Origin of the sequence: uncultured Methanofollis sp., assembly GCF_937919355.1 — an archaeon.
Taxonomy (GTDB): Archaea; Halobacteriota; Methanomicrobia; order Methanomicrobiales; family Methanofollaceae; genus Methanofollis.
This window is the reverse complement of the sequence record NZ_CALFSA010000100.1, coordinates 1-18,340: the sequence shown is the minus strand read 5'-3', so window position 1 is coordinate 18,340 and position 18,340 is coordinate 1. Positions and strand designations below refer to the sequence as shown.

The window sequence follows — 18,340 nt, the reverse complement described above, 5'->3', positions numbered from 1 at the left end:
ATATCCTGAAAGCCTCCGGAGCTTTCGACCCGGGTTCGAATCCCGGCCGGGGCGTCTCTTGTTTTGGTTGAATGCCCAACACGGCAGATCCTGTTTTCATAACGCCACGAACCGCCTGCGCCGTAAATTTCAGTGAAATATATCTTCTTTTTGAATTCTTTGAGATAGCAGATGTAAACACGGGAACAAATGTCTGTGCTGATCCCTATTCTTGGAAAAAGGCAAGGGGCAAACGAAACAAATAGTCACCTATTTATATTTAGGTTTATGATAAAAGCAGTATGAGATTCATCCGTTTTATCATCATTGCTGTTGCGGTATTATTTGCCGGTTCGGTGGTTCTCGGCGGAGTGAATTATTATCAGACTTCAGAAAAAGTTGAAAATCTCTGGAAATCAGCAGAAGCCAGGATGAATGTTGATTTTGAAAAACAGTCTATTGCTGAAATTAAAACTAATTTGAGTGCTGCCGAGTTGTACTTAAACGAGATCATCGAGATCGAGAGTGATTTGAGTGCACCAACAGACACAGACAAGCAAGCAAAAGATACGTTGATCAGGTACGCAGAATTGGAGTTAGAATTCATACAGGCAATGAATACGGATTTCGTAAACTTCTATCGACACACAAAAGAAGCAGAAACCTATATCGAGAAAAATGAAATACGACGGGCCAAAAATACGTATTATACTGCAATTGATGATTTAAAAAAGTTCACATCGAAAACAAATGGCATATTAAACAACATGAAGACCCTGAACATAGAACCGCTGGACACAGAGACGAAGATAATTATTACAAGTGAAATAAATTATCTTGAAGAATTTAACCGTGAATTAAAGACACAAAGCGCCGAACTTCAGGAAGCAGTCTACAGTATTCCGTGAGGGGGTCGACCGCGGCGATCTTGTGCAGGGGTGACGAGACCTTCATACTCCATTTTCATAGGAGAATCCCTCAAAAACACTCTTGCATCAGAAAAAATGAGTGAAGAACCCCTCACAAGTCCCGGAGCATATTCCCGAACTGCGGGAGGAAGTCCTTCTTCCGTGACATCACGCCCGGAAGACGCCGGGGTTGATCTGCTATTCCCATTTTTGCCAGGTGGCCACTCTCTGCCGCAGCAAAGAGGTCGCTGCCGTTCTCGAAGACATTGGTGAAAAGTGCGACGAAGAAGTCGCTCCCCGTCTCCTGGCGGAGGGCGTTGACCTTTTCCCTGATCTCGGCCGCGTGGGCGGTGCTGAACTCGAAGGAGGGGACGGTCACCTGGGAGATGACAACCTTCTTATCAAAGAGGTTGTAGTGCTTCGTGTCCCTGAGGAGGAGGTCGCGGAGGGGGACGTTGTCCAGTTCTATACCCTGCTGCACCATTTCTATGCCGTAGGCTGCGGCGTCCACGCCTGCGATGCCAGCCAGATAGGCCACAACTTTTTCGTCTTCCGGTGTCGTCGTCGACATCTTCAGGGCGAGTGTGTCCGAGAGGACGCCTGAGAGCAGGAGGCCCGCCGTCTTCTCGGTCGGTTCGACCCCCTTCTCAAGGAACATCCTGGTGACGATCGTCGAAGTCGACCCCACGGGATCGTTCAGGAATTTGATCGGTTTCAGGGTGGTGATCGCCCCGAGGCGGTGGTGGTCGATGATCTCCAGCACATCGGCCTTCTCGATCCCATCTACCGCCTGCGAAAACTCGTTGTGGTCCACGAGGATCACCGACTTGCGGATGTCATCGACGAAGGTGTTCCGCGAGATCATGCCAAGGAGACGGTTGTCGCTCTCGACCACGCAGGCTGTCCTGTACTTGGAGTTCGAGACGACGTCCTTCACGTACTCGAGGGGATCGGTCACGCTCACCCGCGGCACGTCGGTCGCCATCACCATGCCTGCAGGGAGGGAGAGGTTGATCATCTTGCCGACGCCAAAGGCATCGAGGGCTGTCGAGAGGACAGCGACGTTCTGCGCCTTTGCGGCGTTGATGACCCTCTCGCCGACAGGCGAACTGTCGGCGATGATGAGTGCGGCGATCCCGGCCGAGATCAGGGCAAGCTGGGCCGGTTCGTTGTCCCCGACGATGGCGACATCACGGGGTGAGAGCCGCGAGAGAGAGACATGGAGGGCGTCGATCGCCATGTACACCTTCCCCTCCAGGAGGTCGGGGCCGGAGACCAGGATCTGGGCATTCAGGATCTTTGCAAGGGTCTGGAGTTTTATCGGCGCAATGGCGAGTTGTTCGATCTTCGTCCTCGTTACATAAGCGCGGGCAAGGCCGTGCTCACTCATGAGTCCGAGGAGAATACCATCATCGTCGACGATCGGCATGTTACGGACACCCTGCTCGTCCATCATGGCGACGACCTCGATCGTCGGGACGTCGGCATGGGCGCTGACCGGATAGGTGAAGGGGAGGTCGGAGACATTCGGTTCGACGCTCTCGATGAGGACCGGCGCCTCGACACCGAACCTCTCAAGGACAAACTTCGTCTCAGGATTGACATCCCCGCACCGTGCGGGGACGTATTTCTCTGCCTCCTCGTGGTTCAGGAGTTCGGCGTAGCCGATGGCGCTGCAGATACTGTCGGTATCAGGGTGTCTGTGCCCGATCACATAGACCTTGTTCATGATCATCTCCCGCAAAGAGTGCGGATAGTAGTGTCTTCATCTGTATGTCCCGCCCCTTTATCTCCTTGCCCCCTGAACCGTCCTAGATGCGGGGTGAGCGGACCTCTGGTGCCGGTCAGGGGGCGGATGGTGTTCTTCCTCTTCAAAGTCCTGCGTTTTATTTCTTCAGGACAAGACCCGCGGAGAAGGCCTTCGCGATCGCCGGACCCACGGCATGGTACGCCCGGCCAGCGGAGTCGTAGACAAAAGGCATGACCTTTGCGATGTCGGGCACGCCGTCAGGCCCGAGCACCGACTCGTCCACCTTGACGTCCAGGATCTCCCCGACGAACTGGGTATGGATACCGATCTCCACGCTCCCGGTGAGCCTGCACTCCAGGACGACCGGGAACTCGGCGATATAAGGTGCATCGACGAGGTCGCTCCTGACTGCAGACAGTCCGGCCGTTGCGATCTTGTCGGCGTTCCGTCCCGACTCGATCCCAAAATAGTCCGCCGCAACCACGTGGTCGGAGGATGGGATGCAGACGGTGAACGCCTTCTGGTGCTGGATGTTCTCGTAGGTCTTCCGCACCTTCTGGATAGAAACCGCCACCGATGGTGGGTTTGACGAGCAGATCCCTCCCCATGCCGCGGTCATGGCATCGGGGTTGCCTTCAGCGTCATAGGTGCAGACGATCAGCACGGGATGGGTGTAGAGGAGCGGGCGCGCACCGCATGATCTCTTCATACCCACAGAATGGACGCCGCGCCTGATGTCTGTTGTGCCCGGCCATACGCGTATCCGTCCCCGGTGGGACGACCTGTTCCCGGTGCCGCCTACTGTGCACCTGATACAGCCGATATCAGTCCCGGGAGCGACCGCATGCCCCACTGGCCCCGAGGCGGGAAGATTCTTATCATCTCGCACCCTAGTGTTTAGGTCATCTCAGGACCGGGCATGGCAGCGGACACACGGGAATACACCCCTTCAGACCAGGAAAACGAGGATTCGATCGAACAGGAGATTGCGGACCTGATCCTCTCCCTCAAAGACCCGAGCATTACGGTCAGGTGGGAGGCGATCGGGACCCTTGTCGATATTGGAGCCCGGGCTGTCCCGCAGATCTGCACCGCCCTCAAGGACAAGAACAAGTTCGTGCGGTGGGGCGCTGCCGAAGCGCTGGGACGTATAGGTGATCCCGGAGGTGTAGATCCCCTCATCGCCGCTTTAAAGGACAGGGACAAGGACGTGAGGTGGAAGGCGGCGATCAGTCTCGGCGGCATGCAGGCGAAAGAGGCGGTCTGCCCCCTGATCCAGACTCTGCACGACGATGACCCCGACGTCAGGTGGGGTGCCGCCACGGCCCTCGGCGAGATCGGTGACCCCCGTGCCGTTGAATACCTCCTCGACGCCCTGAAGGATAGGCGGGACAGGGACGGAAGGGACGGTGTCGTCTTTGCGCTCGGTGAACTCCACGACCCGCGGGCGGTGGAACCCCTCATTGGGGCCCTCGAAGACCGCAACTACGAGATCAGGTTTGAGGCCGCGAAAGCCCTTGGAAAGATCGGTGACAAGAGGGCCGAAAGACCACTGATCAACCATATCAAAGACGAGAACTGGGAAGTTCGCCTCGTCGCCGCCGAAGCCCTGGTCAGGGTCGGCGGACGGGACACGACCCGTGTCCTCCTGCCTCTCCTCACCGACGATGCCCCCGACGTCCGCCGGACCGTTATCGAGATCCTCGGTGAGATCGGGGATCCCGCAGCCATCGATCCCCTTATCGCCGTCCTCCGGCATGACGAGAACTGCCGTTACGAAGCCGCGGAGGCCCTCGGAAAAGTCGGAGACCTCAGGGCATCCGAGGCACTCCAGCAGATCTATGAATTCTGCGACCCCTATGTCAGGGTCGCCGTCCTCAACTCGATGTCTGCGATCCTCTTAAAAATGAAAAATAAATCGGACGCCGGTCAGGTCAGGGAACAATAAGAACCGGTGTCTCGATCTCTCCTGCAATGTCGCTGAGGGTGCTGCCGAGAGCGGGTTTTGCGCTCCTGCCATGGGCGCCCATGATCACAAGGGTATACCCGCCGTCCCTGACCTCCCTGACGATCTCCTCTCTCCTGTCGCCTTCCCGGATCTTCGTCGTGCACCGGCACCCTTCGCTCGTGCAGTAGTCCCAGGCCGCCGCCAGTTCGGTCTCGATGTTCCGGCGCATATCCCGCCAGATATTCTGCTCGTAGGTCCCGATGATATCGCACTTGTCGCTCTGAGTGCAGTAGTTGAAGGCCATCGTCCGCGCTTCCCGTCTGTCGAGGACGGCGAGGAGGACGATATCAGCGTTCTTCTTCTTCGCTATGGAAACCGCGTGGAGTGTTCCCTTGTGGCTCCACTTCGACCCGTCTATTAATGTCAGGATTTTCATTTTATCACCAGAAGTACCGTAGCCACAGCATTCCACAGCCAATTCCCACACTGACGATGAGAACAATCATCCCTACTTTCAGGAATTCGACAAAGCTGATATTTATGCCTTGCCGCTCTGCAATGCCGATGACGACGACGTTTGCCGAGGCGCCGATGGCTGTGCCGTTGCCGCCGAGACATGCACCCAGGGACAGGGCCCACCAGAGGGGGTACACGTCCATCGTCTGCCCCATCTCGGAGATGAGGGGTATGAGCGTGGCGGTCAGGGGGATGTTGTCCACGATCGCCGAGGCAAAGGCCGCAAACCAGGTGATAATGAACATTGCCTCTTCCGTGGAGTCGACGTGGCCGACGACGAAGGAAGCGAGCTGGGAGATGAGACCGGTCTCCACCAGGGCGCCGACAACGATGAAGAGTCCGCCGAAGAAGAAGAGCGCGGGCCACTCGATCTTTTCCAGGATCTCCTCCGGAGGTTCGCGGCTCCAGAGGAGGAGAATGGCGGCGCCGGTCAGGGCGACGACCGCAGGTTCGAGGCCGAGTTTATCGTGGATGAAGAAGAGGAAGACGACGAGGAGGATCGTGACCACCGACTTCATGAAGAGCGAACGGTCCTTGATCGCCGCACGCTCGTCCAGGGCGTCGATGGTCCGGCTGATCCCGACTCTCTCCTCCTCCTCGATCTTCATCGATTTCCTGAAGATCAGGAGGAGGAGAAGGATGATAGCGACCATGTCGACGACGACGATCGGGCCCATGTTGACGAGGAAGTCGTTGAAGGTGAGGCCCGCCGCAGACCCGATCATGATGTTCGGCGGGTCGCCGATGAGGGTCGCCGTCCCGCCGATATTCGAGGCGAAGATCTCGGCGAGGAGGAAGGGCACGGGGTTGAGTTTCATCAGTTTGGTGATGTAGAGGAGCATGGGGGTGAGGAGGAGGACGGTCGTCACGTTGTCCAGGAACGCCGAGACGATCGCCGTCACCAGGGAGAAGAGGATCAGGACTCTCATGGGACTTCCACTCGCACGTTTTGCTGTCCGTATGGCAATGAATTCAAAGAGACCGCTCTTGCGGGTGGTGTTCACGATGATCATCATGCCCATGAGGAGGAAGATCGTCCCGAGGTCGAGGTACTCCGGGACCTTCTCCCAGGGGACGATCTGGGCGCAGAGGATGACGGCGGCGCCGGCCATCGCCGCAACCGCACGGTGGATACGCTCGTCGATGATCAGGGCGTAGGTGAAGAGGAAGACCGCGATAGCAATCAGTTCGGCATACGTTGCCCTTCACCTCCGGTAGGGGGTAATCGGTATTCCCTTTGAATGAACGTCATAGTATTCTCCTTTTTCAGAATATATCTCATGTACTATATCTTTCACGCCTTCTTGAATCTGCGGGAGAGAAAGAGATGAGGGGAGTCTCTTTACCAGCCGTACTTCAGGAGGAGGACACCGAGGCCGGCGGCCACGGTGACGACAAGTACGAGCATCCCGATCTTCAGGAATTGCATGAAGGTGATGGATATCCCCTCGCGCTCTGCAATGCCGATGACGACGACGTTTGCCGAGGCGCCGATGGCTGTGCCGTTGCCGCCGAGACATGCACCCAGGGACAGGGCCCACCAGAGGGGGTACACGTCCATCGTCTGCCCCATCTCGGAGATGAGGGGTATGAGCGTGGCGGTCAGGGGGATGTTGTCCACGATCGCCGAGGCAAAGGCCGCAAACCAGGTGATAATGAACATTGCCTCTTCCGTGGAGTCGACGTGGCCGACGACGAAGGAAGCGAGCTGGGAGATGAGACCGGTCTCCACCAGGGCGCCGACAACGATGAAGAGTCCGCCGAAGAAGAAGAGCGCGGGCCACTCGATCTTTTCCAGGATCTCCTCCGGAGGTTCGCGGCTCCAGAGGAGGAGAATGGCGGCGCCGGTCAGGGCGACGACCGCAGGTTCGAGGCCGAGTTTATCGTGGATGAAGAAGAGGAAGACGACGAGGAGGATCGTGACCACCGACTTCATGAAGAGCGAACGGTCCTTGATCGCCGCACGCTCGTCCAGGGCGTCGATGGTCCTGACAATCGTCTCCTGCTCTGCCGGGTTTACCTTGAGGGTGCGGCCGTAGATGAGGGAGAGCATGACGAGCATGATCGCCATATCGACAATGACAACCGGCCCCATGTTCAGGAGAAACTCGTTGAAGGTGAGGCCAGCCGCCGAGGCGATCATGATGTTCGGCGGGTCGCCGATGAGTGTCGCCGTCCCGCCGACATTGGAGGCGAAGATCTCGGAGACCAGGAAGGGCACGGGGTTGAGTTTCATCAGTTTGGTGATGTAGAGGAGCATGGGGGTGAGGAGGAGGACGGTCGTCACGTTGTCCAGGAACGCCGAGACGACTGCCGTCACCAGGGAGAAGAGGATCAGGACTCTCATGGGGCTTCCCCCCGCACGTTTTGCTGTCCGTATGGCAATGAATTCAAAGAGACCGCTCTTACGGGCGGTGTTCACGATGATCATCATGCCCATGAGGAGGAAGATCGTCCCGAGGTCAAGGTACTCCGGGACCTTCTCCCAGGGGACGATCTGGGCGCAGAGGATGATGGCGGCGCCGGCCATCGCCGCAACTGCACGGTGGATCCGTTCGTCGATGATCAGGGCGTAGGTAATGATGAATACTGCTATTGCAATGAGTTCTGCGTTCATTTGAGTCCTCAGTAGACGATGATGGGGACTCTCGCCATCTGGGCGAGTTTGAGAGTGACCGAACTGAGCGGTGCGATCTCGGTGGTCAGGGTACCATACTTCTTCGAAACGGCGATGAGGTCGTAGCCTTTCATCAGTTCAAGGATATTGTCGAACTTCTCCCCGGCAAACATCCGGCTCGTCACCGTGAGTCCGGCGCCTTCGAGAGATGTGATCACACGGTTGAGCAGGTCTTCCCCGAAGGCCTCTCTTTTCCGCCTGAACTCAGCGATCGCCTTCTCGTCGAGGCTATCTGCGACGATCCTGATAACCTCCATGTCGACGATATAGACAAGGGTGACCTTTGCTCTTTCATAACTTGAAAGAGTCTCGTATAACTGGGGCGGGATCTCCTTCACGAAATAATCAAGAGGCATGAGTATGGACAAGACCTCGGGGACAACGGTCTCCTCCTCTGTGAGGAGGAACTCGCGGTAATCCCGGGCGATCGTCTCGTACCGTTTCCCGGCCACGTCCTTGAACTTGCGCTGCAGCAATGAATTGAAATACCCCATCGTGATCTCATCAATAATACAGTCGGGATTAATTAACACTTTTCCCGGAGGGGGGCACGGGCTTAACCGACCGTGGACCGGATGAGTTTCTCGTGGCAGGAAGAGCAGATCACCATTCTCTTCCTGTCGAGTTCGGAGAGTGTCGCCGGCTTGAACATGACGCACTCGGGGTCCTGACAGTGGTCGAGGCCAAGGAGGTGGCCGATCTCATGGGCTCCTTCCTTTGCCGCCCTGTCGGCGAGGTCGTCGAAGTCCTCTGTCCTCCCATAGAAACCATTGTCCAGTCTGGCGATCGAGATGACGGCGCACCCGGTCTGCGGGCGGGCGAGGCCGAAGACGAAGTCGCAATCGCCGACAAAAAGGTCATGGGTGACGACAAGGAGTGCGGGTCCTGCATAGCCCCCCATCTTTGTCATGAAGAGGAGGCGGTCGAGGACGGCCCCGGCATCGTACTGGTTTCTTTCAGGGTGGTAACCGTTGATCAGGGCCTCGGCAGCGACGTTATCGACCGGCATGCCGAGGATCATCTCGATGCGTCTTGCCACCGGGAGCTGGAGGCCGGTGGGCACCTGATGATCCCATATAATCGTGACACCCATGGTACCTAGATCATCGTGGCATGCGAGTATAAACGTATTGAGTCCTTAATCGGGGTTTATCTCTCGAAAAATTATCGGGACGTCATCGAGATCGGGATCGGAAAGAACACCGATGTCGCCGCGGCATGTGCACGGGCAGGTCTCCGCGTCAGGGCCACGGACATCAGGCCGGTCCCGCCTGTCGAGGGCGTCGAGGGCCGGGTGGACGATGTCTTCGCGCCCGACCTCCCCTGGTACAAGGGTGCCGACCTCATCTATGCGGTGAGGCCGGGCGTGGAGATGGTGCCCTCGATGATCGACCTCGCACGGGCAGTCGGGTGTGACCTTGTCGTCTACCACCTGGGCAACGAGATCTATATGGACGGCGGGGAGGCCATAGACTGCGGCGTTGTCCTTCACCGCTATGTGCGGGCCTGAGGGGTATCGGAGCGAGAGGGGGGGCGGGAGAGGAAGTACCAGGATGGGGAGCGGGCCGTGGGAAAATATCCTGTTCTGGAGAATCGCTCAGGGTCGGATCGATGTCTCCTCCTTGATCTCAGAGAAATAGGTGGGAGTCCGCTGCCTTCCCCCCATTCTCCGCCGGGGGACTAACGCCCCAAGACAATCGAAAACCTTCGGTTTTCTCATGCTCGCTATCGCTCGCACCCCGCCCAGGATAGGGAGTGAACGGAAATCCCCTGTTCAGAGTTTCCTGTTATGTCTTCCCCCATCCCATCCTACGATCGGGGGTTCGGGGGCAACGAGAAAATCGTAGATTTTCGAGCAGTCCCCCGGTTCAGACTATGGGGAAAGCAGTGATTCCACTCTCTCTCCCTGCGATCACTGGGGAGACGATCGATCCGAACATGAGGGTTTGATACAACCCGTCAGTACACTTAAGAAGAGGAAAGAGGCGGTGAGGGCACATGTCCCCGCCTGCTGCCCTATCGTGACTCCTCCCCGCTCCGTGCATGACGACGTCCTCTCAGAAGGAGTCGAAGAGAGTGGCCTGGGTGACGACAGGTTTCCGCTCTTCCTCCGCGGGGGGGTCGTCAGGGACCGGGGCGGGAACCGGTTTTTCCTCCTCTTTCTTCGTCTCTTTTTTCTTTTTAGGTTTTTCTGCCGCTTTTATATCCTTGACAACTTTCTTCGCCCGCTCTTTATCGTGGATAAAAAAGTTCAGTTCATCGGCGTCGAGGGCGAGTTCCCGGGCGGCGGGTTCGGGTTTCTCATCCACGAGGAGCGTGATCAGGGTGAGGTACTCCTCCCTGATGGTGTGCTGGGGGAGGGCGAGGGAGCGGGAGAGTTTCTGCATGACAGACTCACGCACCGCTTTCCCCTTCTTTGCGCCGCCCATCTTCCGCCAGCGGGCGGGCGGCATGATCCTGTCGTGGACGCCTGCGCCGCCTGCCGCCACCTTGACGCCGAGAGTCATCATGGCGGTGGCATATCGCCAGAGCGTGTAGTACTGGCGGCGGGTGGTGAGGCCGATCCATTCGTCGGCACGGGAGAGGGAGGGATAGGCCCTGACAACTGCATTCCTGTCTTTCATTATCGGGAGGTTCCCCTCGATCCACTGGACGATCGTATCGGGGGTGTCCTCCACCTGGCGGGCCTTTGCCATGAGATCGGTGTCGGGTTTTCCGGAGAAGATGGCGGCGACGAGGTCGAAGATCGTCGACCGTTCATCTTTCTGCGCGGTGGAGACGTCGCCTGCCGCGATCCTCTCCCTGCCCACCCCTGCGGCACAGAGCATGTTGACGGCGGCACGCAGGTCGCCGCTTGCGCTCTCGGCGATCTCGACCAGTGCGTCCTCGGTGCAGGTGAGGCCCTCGGCCCGGCAGATCTCCCGCAGACGCGGGACGATGGAGCGGGCTTGGACGGCCCTGAACTGGACGGGTTCCCCGAGGGCCTTGATCTCCCTCGCGATGCCGTAGAGGTCGTTGGCGATGAGGATGATCGGCTGGCGGGAGTTCTTGATGATATCAATGATCGCCCGCGCCCCGCCGCGGTCGGCGGTGCCATGGAGGTTGTCGGCCTCGTCGAGGAGGATCAGTTTCCTCTCTGCGCCGAGGAGACTCGCGGTCGCGCTCGACGTGCCGGCAATACGGTCGAGCGCGGCCTTTGTCCGCTGGTCGCTGGCATTGAGTTCGACGATCTCCCAGCCCATGTCATGGGCGAGGGCGTGGGCGCTGGACGTCTTTCCCACACCGGGCTTCCCATACAGGATGAGGGGTGGGCTCCCCCTCGTCCACGACCTCGCCCATTCGTAGATCTGCCTGACAGCAGGGGCGTTTCCGACAAGGTCCTGCAGGGTCCGCGGTCGGTATTTCTCGGTCCAGTCCATATGCAGGATCATAGGGAGGATGATCTCAAATATGCACTGGTAGGAAGTCGGCACCCGGGCTGGCGGTGCTTTCTGAAGATCCGATCGATGTGTCTCCTGATCCACTGAGGGAATGCGCGGATCCCCCGCCTTCCCCACAATTGAGATCGGGGGACCACTCGAAGACTTCGTCTTCTCTAGCTCACTTCGTTCGCGTCTCGAAAGCCTGGCGGCTTTCTCGAACTTGCTACGCTCGTTGCCCCCGGACCCCTGATCTACGATTGGTCCGGGAAGAGCGAAGAGAATATTCAGAGTGGGGAGATTGCCGTAGCCCTGCCTATCCTGAGGCGGGGTGCGAGCGATAGCGAGCATGAGAAAACCGAAGGTTTTCGATTGTCTTGGGGCGTAGTCCCCCGGCGCAGGCACTTCAAAACTGGATTTCTCTTGAAGCGAAGGCAATCAAATACATTATCTTTGATGAAACAGAGTACCTACTAGCAGTTAGCTGACAGGATGTTGATGTTATCGTGGTAGACAACTGTTCCCCTGATGCGGTCGCCAGATCGATCCGGGAATATGAGGGGGTGACGAGAAAGCGCGGCATCGGCGAGCTTATCGAGTGCCTCAGGATCAACGAACAGCCCAATGTTGTCGCATCCTTCGGGGAAGACGCAGCGGTGATCCGCCAGGACGACCTGGCCCTTCTCCTTGCGGCAGACGGCATCTGGAGCAAACTCATGGAAGCCGACCCTTTCTGGGCCGGGTATTGTGCGGTACTCGTGAATGTCCATGACATCGCCGCGATGGGCGGCACACCCCTTGCCATGGTCGACGTCCTCTCTTTCAAGAACGGCGAACTCAGGAAGAAGGTGACGAAGGGGATGCAGGTGGCGTCCCGCCAGTTCGGCGTGCCGATCGTCGGCGGGCACCTTCACCCGGACACGCCGTATTCGGTCATCGACGTCGCCATTCTCGGGTCGATGCAGATTGACGACGTGATCTATTCGAGCAATGCCCGGACTGGCGACCGGGTCGTCGCCGCGATCGACCTGGACGGCCGTGTGCACCCCTCCTGCATGGCAAACTGGGACTCGGTGACGATGAAGTCGGCCGAGATTGTGCGCAGGCAGATCCACGTGATGCAGGAACTTGCGCAGAGGCACCTCGTGACTGCAGGGAAGGACATCTCGAACCCCGGCCTCATCGGGACGCTGGGCATGCTCCTCGAGGTCTCGCGGAAGGGTGCGGAGATCGAACTGGGGGCGATCCCCCGGCCTGACCTGAAGGCTCATGGCCTCACCTTTGAGCAGTGGGTCAGGATGTACCCGGGGATGGGCTTCATCCTCACCTGTCCGGACGAGAACACGGAGGAAGTCTGCCGTCTCTTCGAGGAGACAGGGATGACGGCACGGCCTATTGGGTGGGTGAACGACTCGAGTTCCCTGTCGGTGTCGTATGAGGGTGTCACCACCTCCGTCTTCGACCTGAAGCAGAACGGGATCACGCGGATCATCGACACGGCAAAACTGGTATGATCATCGGTATCGGTGTCGGGGGAGAACCGGAGAAGGTGGCGCGGACGGCAGCGCGCGTGGGCGACCGGGCGCAGGTCGTCTGTTACTGCCGGCCAGGTGTGATGGCCGGATACGGGGCCGCGTGCCGGGAGAGTGACAAACCTGAAGAGGCGCTCGTCGCCGACCTGATGACAGGGAGGATCGACGGCGCTGTGCGGGGGACTCTTCCTGCCAACGAGACACTTCGGTGCCTGAAAAGGGCCTGCCATACCGACCATCTGGAGAGGGTGGCGCTCCTGGAGACAGCCGACGGCGTCCAGTTCCTCCTCGCACCCGTGGGTGTGGACGAGGGGTGGACGGTTTCAGAAAAACTCGCTTTCGTCACGAAGGCACGGGAGATTGCCCGGTCTTTCGGCCTCTCGGAGCGTGTCGCTGTCCTCTCGGGCGGGAGGTTCGGCGATGTCGGGCGCCACCCGGCGGTCGACAGGTCCCTTGCCGATGCCGAACTGGTGGCACGTCTCGGCAACGCAGAGCACTGCGAGATCCTGATCGAGGATGCGGTCAGGCGGTGCGGGGTGATCATCGCCCCTGACGGGATCTCGGGAAACCTCATCTTCCGTACACTGACGTTTCTCGGGAAGGGGTCGGGGCATGGGGCGCCGGTGGTCAATATCGACAGAATTTTTGTGGATACCTCGCGCGCCTCTCCGGACTATACGAATGCTATTCTCCTCGCCGGGTCTATGGCTGCCGGGAATAAAAGGGAGATATAATCGTTTTTTTCGATAATATCGGCGGATTGTCGTTCTTTGTTTTGGGGCACGATCTGCGATGCAAAATGCACCTCCCCGATGAATCCTTTCCCAAACACCTATCGAAAGCCTTTCTGACGGCATCGTTACGAAATGTTTAAATAGTCTTCGAGAAAGTGATAATTTAGAGGTAATTAGACATGGCAGACTTACCTATCGCAGCGGTTGTCAGAATCGCCAAGAAGAATGGTGCTGAGAGAGTCGGCAGCGATGCAGCTGCAGCTCTTGTTGCAAAGGCTGAAGCGTACATCGCCAACCTGACCAAGGAGGCAAACCGCCTCGCCCAGCACGCTGGCCGCAAGACGATCAAGGAAGAGGATGTTGAACTCGCGGCGAAGTCCGCCTGAGTTCTCCCTCTTTTCTCGCAAAGTCTCTTCTTCGAAACCCCGAAGTGTGGGGTCTTTTGTTTCCGTCTCGAGTCTTCTTCGAATGCTGTCGGGAGATCTGGCGCTCCGCACGAACTGTGAGTATAACGGACGCTGATCTGATCGGGATCCATGACAGTGGCCGAAGATTCTCGATCGGGTGAAAATGTTTGGTGTAATTCCTGTTGTGGCGTGCCCGTGTCGGGGGCGTAGTCCCTCGGTGTTGATTGTAAGGGATGCAGGGGCCCCCTCCCCCCTCCTGAACCGAAAAGAGATTCCGGTCCACACACCGCCCCCATCTATTGCGTCACTGCTGTATACAGGGCCATACAGGCCCTCCCCTGCCGACGATCGCCCTGGCCTATACTTTCATGCCGGCGTGTACTGAAATGGCCACAGATTCTTTCCATGTGCGGCAAAAAAGAAACTGGTGATGGGGAGGGTCACAGCGTGCCCTTGGTACTCGGCACGCCACCGCTCCGCCGCGGGTCGATCGCCACCGCCTTTGCAAGGGCGACGCCGAAGGCCTTGAAGATCGCCTCGGCCATGTGGTGGTCGTTCCGACCGTAGAACCTGATGTGAACCGTGATACCGGCGCGGGTGCAGAGGCTGTAGAAGAAGTGCTCGAAGAGAGTCGTGTCGACCCCGCCGACAGCGGGGCTGTTGAAGTCGCCGGTGAAGACCAGGTAGCCGCGGCCGCCGACGTCGATTGCAACCTCGGCGAGGGCCTCGTCCATCGGCACCGCCGCGTCGGCGAAACGGGTGATGCCGGCGCCGTCCCCCACCGCCTCCTTGAGGGCCGTGCCAAGGACGATACCGAGGTCCTCCACCAGGTGGTGGGCGTCCACCTCAAGGTCGCCCTTCGCATGGACGGAGAGTCCGAAACCCCCGTGCCGGGCGAAAGAATTGAGCATGTGGTCCATGAAGGGGAGACCGGTCGCAATATCGGCGCCCCCCTCCCCGTCCAGCGCGATCCTCAGGTCTATCTTCGTCTCCTTCGTCTCCCTCTTGACCTCTCCCATTCTCATTGTGCCGCCTCCAGTGCCTCTCTGATCGTGATCTTCCCGCTGTACAGGGCCGAACCGAGCACCGCCCCCGAGACGCCGAGGTCCCTGAGGACCCTGACGTCGGCAGGCGTCGTCACCCCGCCCGCCACGACGACAGGCAGGTGCGTCCGGTCCAGGAGGCGCCTGACCGGTTCCGGGTCGATACCCTTGCAGAGTCCTTCCACACTCACGTTCGTGAAGAGGAGGGACCCGGCACCGAGCATCTCGAACTTTTCGGCCCAGGAGAGGTAGTCGCCCGCCTCCTCCTCCCAGCCCTCGATGACGACCCGGCCGCCCCGTGCGTCCACGCCGGCCATCACCTGCTCGGGCCCGAACTCCAGGGAGAGGTCGCGGACGATCTCGGGTTCCCTGACCGCAATGGTCCCGAGGATCACGCGGCCGACCCCGACCTCCAGCCAGGCCCGTGCGTCCTCCCGGCTCCTGATCCCCCCGCCGAGTTCGACAAAGACGCCTGTCTCCCGGATCAGTTCTCTGATCTCGCGGGCATTCGCCTGTGCGCTGCCGAAGGCGCCGTCCAGGTTGATCACATGGAGAGCCGAGGCCCCGGCGTCAAGCCAGCGCCGTGCGTTCTCAAGAGGCGTCCCGTAAGCGATTGCACTCTCCCTTTTGCCCTGCACAAGCTGGACGCACTGGCCATTGAGGATATCGACTGCGGCAAAGACCATCATAGGCACTCAGGGGATCATCCTCTCGATCGACATCACCAGGATATCGCGGGCGCCAGCCCTCTTGAGCTGGGTGATCAACTGGTAGACGCACTCCTCCTTGACGACGGCGTGGACGGCCACCAGGCCCTCCTTCGACGCCACGTCCATGACGGTCGGGCCGCCGAGGCCGGGGAGGACGCTCTCGATCTCGGGCAGGGCGTCCCTGTGGGCGTTCATCATGATATAGCACTGCCCCTTCGCCCGCACCACGCTCTCCAGGGCAAGGAGCACCTCCTGGATCTTCTCCCTCTTCTCTGTGCGGGAGGCGGGGTTTGCGATCACCCGGGTGCTCGACCTCAGCACCTCCCCGAGGACGCGAAGCCTGTTTGTCTGGAGAGTGGTGCCGGTGCTCGTCAGGTCGACGATGGCGTCGGCGATCCCGAGATAGGGCGTCGCTTCACAGGCCCCCCCGACAGGCACGACAGATATCGGGACACCGTGCTCCTCGAAGAAGGCCTTCGTGATATTCGGAAACTCTGTCGCTATCTTTGCCCCGGAGAGGTCGGACAATGCCTTCACATTTGAGTCCTCAGGCACGGCCACCACCAGGGTCGCCCCGCCCATCTTCAGGTCAAGGAGGTCGTCGACGACGGAGCCGCGCTCCATCACCATGTCGCGGCCGGTGATGCCGATATCCGCGGCGCCGTTCGCCACATATTCGGGGATATCGATCGGGCGGGCAAAGAGCACCTCGATGTCGGGGTCCACCGTCTTTGCGATGAGTTTGCGCTCGCCGCCGTCGATGAGGTGGATTCCGCTCTTCTCCACGAGGTCCCTGATAGGTTGTGCAATCCGCCCTTTATTCGGGATTGCAAGACGTATACGCGTAGGATAGATCATCGGTTCTCTCCCTGAAGGGATGGGAAATGTGTACGCAAAAAATGATCGGTTTAGAAGGTCTTCAGTTCGCCCCTGACGACCTTCTCGGTGATGTCGCAGATGTTTTCGAGACCGTTGTCGATGATCGCCTCAACGGCGGGCTGGATCTTCTTCATGTCGTAGCCCGGTTTCGGGATGACCTTTGCGCTCGCCACGAGGGGCTGGTCGATCGGGTGGCCGATCTGGGAGAGGAGACGGATATAGACCTCCTCGATGCCCTCGACCTCGGCGACGCAGGTGTTGCCGAGCTGCGTTGCAAGGAGGTTGTAGATCTTGCCGATGTGGTTGATCGGGTTCTTGCCGCTCGTCGCTTCCATGCTCATAGGTCTGTTCGGCGTGATCAGCCCGTTGCAACGGTTGCCGCGGCCGACAGACCCATCGTCGCCCATCTCGGCCGAGGTGCCGTTGACGGTCAGGAAGACGCTGCCTGCCGTGAGGTCGTCGGCGGTGTTCACGTCCACGTGAACCTTCCTGTTCGTGAACTGCGGGGCGATGCCGGTGATCGTCTCCTTGAGTCTTTCGACTGCCTCGACATATTCACCGATGTCGGAGAGGTAACGGTCGACCATCGCCACAGCGAGGGTGAGAGTGATCTCGTCGCCGTCACGCAGGCCCATGACCTTCACGTCGGTGCCGATCGCCGGGTTCTTCGGCCTGTACACGGTGTCCAGGTAGTCGGAGACACCCTTGACCAGGCTCTCTGCCTCGCTGAAGGGAGCGTGACCGACGCCGAAAGAGGTGTCATTGGCACGCATGACCGCCGAGCCGCCGCAGACCTTGAAGACGTCGCGGAGGTCGGTCGAGCCTGTCCCCATCCGGCAGTCGACGATGACGTCGCGCTCGAGGTTCATGATGGGGATGATGCTCTTGATGTAGGAGCGTGCCGCCTCGACAGCGATCGAGTCGGCCGGGATGTTGATCCCGTCGAAGGTCTTTGTCGCCCTGCCGGTGAGGAGGACGTAGATCGGCTTGACGATCTTCCCGCCGCCGAAGTGGGGGATCGACTCGCCGGCAACGATCTCACCCTGATCGGTGTTGTGGTGGAGGTAAACACCGCACTCTTCAAGGTATGCCTTGCAGAGCGCCCGTGAAACGGCCTCTGCAACACCGTCGGCGATGCTGTCCGGGTGGCCGATGCCCTTGCGTTCAATCAGTTCGATCTGCTGGTTCTCTATGGGGGTCTGATCCAGCCGCTCAACCTTGATGTTTCTGATCATCCGATCCCTCAACTCTGTGAATAATTACAAGGATCGAGTCTCATTTAACGGTTTCTATAACTGCTCCTGACCGCAGTTTGCGCCTCAACAACGTTCCGATCGCCCTGTTAAAGGAAAGGGAGTATTTCTCCCGTGAAAACGAGGGGGGCAGATATATCCTCCGGAGTAATATGGGGAGTTTCCCGGCACAGGCAGGTCACCGCGCCGTATGTGCACCTCGCGCCCTGTATCATGCGGCCATCTTTGACGTTCACACCCTGTGCCTGCGGTTCGGGAACGCCACTTCCGGCCGTCGCGCCGCAAAGGAGGCATCGAGGGCCCCCGGCCCCCGGGGGGTAACCGGGCCTGCGCGTGCAAAACATGTGGCGACGAGGAGGATACCCTGCCTTCACGCCCTCACCGGATACAGTGCAGGGGGGCATCTGTCTCGGGCGGGGGCCATGCGGGTCGCGGCGACAGACAGTGATGCAGATGCAGCGGCCACCTCTCACGGGGGATGGGCGAGATGGACGAGAAAGGTATCGGCAGGTACCTTCCTGATATGAGCAAAGACAAAAAAAAGAATTTTCAGCTGCTGATCGCGATGTCAGACCTGATCGTGAT

At 59.1% G+C, this 18,340-nt stretch carries 19 protein-coding genes; 6 read left to right on the top strand and 13 right to left on the bottom strand.

The window, feature by feature from the left end; translation table 11 throughout:
- The coding region (locus tag Q0520_RS04505) for a hypothetical protein (RefSeq protein WP_298667106.1) at positions 1–181 on the bottom strand (181 nt) is incomplete at its 3' end.
- A 100-nt stretch (positions 182–281) separates the two neighbouring features.
- Between Q0520_RS04505 and Q0520_RS04500 the strand changes: the two genes are divergently transcribed.
- Complete coding sequence (locus Q0520_RS04500) at positions 282–887, top strand: hypothetical protein (protein WP_298667104.1); 606 nt, start codon at positions 282–284, stop codon at positions 885–887.
- A gap of 112 nt (positions 888–999) precedes the next feature.
- Here Q0520_RS04500 and Q0520_RS04495 read toward each other — a convergent pair whose 3' ends face one another.
- Together Q0520_RS04495 and Q0520_RS04490 are read right to left on the bottom strand one after the other, a co-directional pair.
- Positions 1,000–2,616 carry a putative manganese-dependent inorganic diphosphatase gene (locus Q0520_RS04495; RefSeq protein WP_298667103.1) on the bottom strand — a complete coding sequence of 539 codons (1,617 nt, stop codon included), beginning with the start codon at positions 2,614–2,616 and terminating at the stop codon, positions 1,000–1,002.
- 157 nt (positions 2,617–2,773) lie between these two features.
- Positions 2,774–3,346 (bottom strand): flavin reductase family protein, encoded by a 573-nt coding sequence (locus tag Q0520_RS04490; protein WP_298667101.1) that lies wholly within the window; start codon positions 3,344–3,346, stop codon positions 2,774–2,776.
- 210 nt (positions 3,347–3,556) lie between these two features.
- Between Q0520_RS04490 and Q0520_RS04485 the strand changes: the two genes are divergently transcribed.
- The gene (locus tag Q0520_RS04485) at positions 3,557–4,585 is read left to right on the top strand and encodes a HEAT repeat domain-containing protein (protein WP_298667099.1); all 1,029 of its coding nucleotides are present in this window, start codon (positions 3,557–3,559) and stop codon (positions 4,583–4,585) included.
- On the opposite strand, the gene Q0520_RS04480 is transcribed toward Q0520_RS04485, so the two are convergent.
- The 5 genes from Q0520_RS04480 to Q0520_RS04460 all read right to left on the bottom strand — a co-directional run bounded on the left by Q0520_RS04480 (position 4,572) and on the right by Q0520_RS04460 (position 8,871).
- Complete coding sequence (locus Q0520_RS04480; RefSeq protein ID WP_298667098.1) at positions 4,572–5,021, bottom strand: universal stress protein; 450 nt, start codon at positions 5,019–5,021, stop codon at positions 4,572–4,574. The genes Q0520_RS04485 and Q0520_RS04480 overlap by 14 nt on opposite strands.
- Before the next feature lie 4 nt (positions 5,022–5,025).
- On the bottom strand, positions 5,026–6,288 hold the full coding sequence (locus Q0520_RS04475; protein WP_298667110.1) for an ArsB/NhaD family transporter: 1,263 nt from the start codon (positions 6,286–6,288) through the stop codon (positions 5,026–5,028).
- 155 nt (positions 6,289–6,443) lie between these two features.
- Positions 6,444–7,718, bottom strand: a complete 1,275-nt coding sequence (locus Q0520_RS04470; RefSeq protein WP_298667097.1) for an ArsB/NhaD family transporter — start codon at positions 7,716–7,718, stop codon at positions 6,444–6,446.
- 8 nt (positions 7,719–7,726) lie between these two features.
- Positions 7,727–8,311: a universal stress protein gene (locus Q0520_RS04465; protein ID WP_298667095.1), complete on the bottom strand. Its 585-nt coding sequence runs from the start codon at positions 8,309–8,311 to the stop codon at positions 7,727–7,729.
- A 23-nt stretch (positions 8,312–8,334) separates the two neighbouring features.
- The gene (locus tag Q0520_RS04460) at positions 8,335–8,871 is read right to left on the bottom strand and encodes an archaemetzincin family Zn-dependent metalloprotease (RefSeq protein ID WP_298667093.1); all 537 of its coding nucleotides are present in this window, start codon (positions 8,869–8,871) and stop codon (positions 8,335–8,337) included.
- Positions 8,872–8,886: 15 nt separating this feature from the next.
- On the opposite strand from Q0520_RS04460, the gene Q0520_RS04455 reads away from it, so the two are divergent.
- Positions 8,887–9,288, top strand: a complete 402-nt coding sequence (locus Q0520_RS04455) for a UPF0146 family protein (protein ID WP_298667091.1) — start codon at positions 8,887–8,889, stop codon at positions 9,286–9,288.
- A 547-nt stretch (positions 9,289–9,835) separates the two neighbouring features.
- Here the strand turns inward: Q0520_RS04455 and Q0520_RS04450 are convergent.
- Positions 9,836–11,197, bottom strand: coding sequence for a replication factor C large subunit (locus Q0520_RS04450; protein WP_298667108.1), 1,362 nt, complete (start codon positions 11,195–11,197; stop codon positions 9,836–9,838).
- Between the two features lie 506 nt (positions 11,198–11,703).
- Between Q0520_RS04450 and Q0520_RS04445 the strand changes: the two genes are divergently transcribed.
- The 3 genes from Q0520_RS04445 to Q0520_RS04435 all read left to right on the top strand — a co-directional run bounded on the left by Q0520_RS04445 (position 11,704) and on the right by Q0520_RS04435 (position 13,849).
- Positions 11,704–12,711: a methanogenesis marker 2 protein gene (locus Q0520_RS04445; RefSeq protein ID WP_298667089.1), complete on the top strand. Its 1,008-nt coding sequence runs from the start codon at positions 11,704–11,706 to the stop codon at positions 12,709–12,711.
- Positions 12,708–13,463 carry a methanogenesis marker protein Mmp4/MtxX gene (gene mtxX, locus Q0520_RS04440; protein ID WP_298667087.1) on the top strand — a complete coding sequence of 252 codons (756 nt, stop codon included), beginning with the start codon at positions 12,708–12,710 and terminating at the stop codon, positions 13,461–13,463. Before Q0520_RS04445 ends, mtxX begins: the two co-directional genes overlap by 4 nt.
- 179 nt (positions 13,464–13,642) lie before the next feature.
- Positions 13,643–13,849, top strand: coding sequence for a histone family protein (locus Q0520_RS04435; RefSeq protein ID WP_067051357.1), 207 nt, complete (start codon positions 13,643–13,645; stop codon positions 13,847–13,849).
- Positions 13,850–14,310: 461 nt separating this feature from the next.
- On the opposite strand, the gene hisB is transcribed toward Q0520_RS04435, so the two are convergent.
- From hisB to Q0520_RS04415, 4 genes are read right to left on the bottom strand one after another with little or no spacing between them, the layout of a single operon-like run.
- Entirely contained in the window at positions 14,311–14,895 is a 585-nt protein-coding gene (gene hisB / locus Q0520_RS04430) for an imidazoleglycerol-phosphate dehydratase HisB (protein ID WP_298667084.1), read from the bottom strand.
- Positions 14,892–15,602 carry a 1-(5-phosphoribosyl)-5-[(5-phosphoribosylamino)methylideneamino]imidazole-4-carboxamide isomerase gene (gene hisA / locus Q0520_RS04425; RefSeq protein ID WP_298667082.1) on the bottom strand — a complete coding sequence of 237 codons (711 nt, stop codon included), beginning with the start codon at positions 15,600–15,602 and terminating at the stop codon, positions 14,892–14,894. Before hisA ends, hisB begins: the two co-directional genes overlap by 4 nt.
- Positions 15,603–15,608: 6 nt before the next feature.
- Positions 15,609–16,481 (bottom strand): ATP phosphoribosyltransferase, encoded by an 873-nt coding sequence (hisG, locus tag Q0520_RS04420; protein ID WP_298667080.1) that lies wholly within the window; start codon positions 16,479–16,481, stop codon positions 15,609–15,611.
- A gap of 50 nt (positions 16,482–16,531) precedes the next feature.
- Positions 16,532–17,737 (bottom strand): methionine adenosyltransferase, encoded by a 1,206-nt coding sequence (locus Q0520_RS04415; protein ID WP_298667078.1) that lies wholly within the window; start codon positions 17,735–17,737, stop codon positions 16,532–16,534.
- Positions 17,738–18,340: the final 603 nt, after the last annotated feature.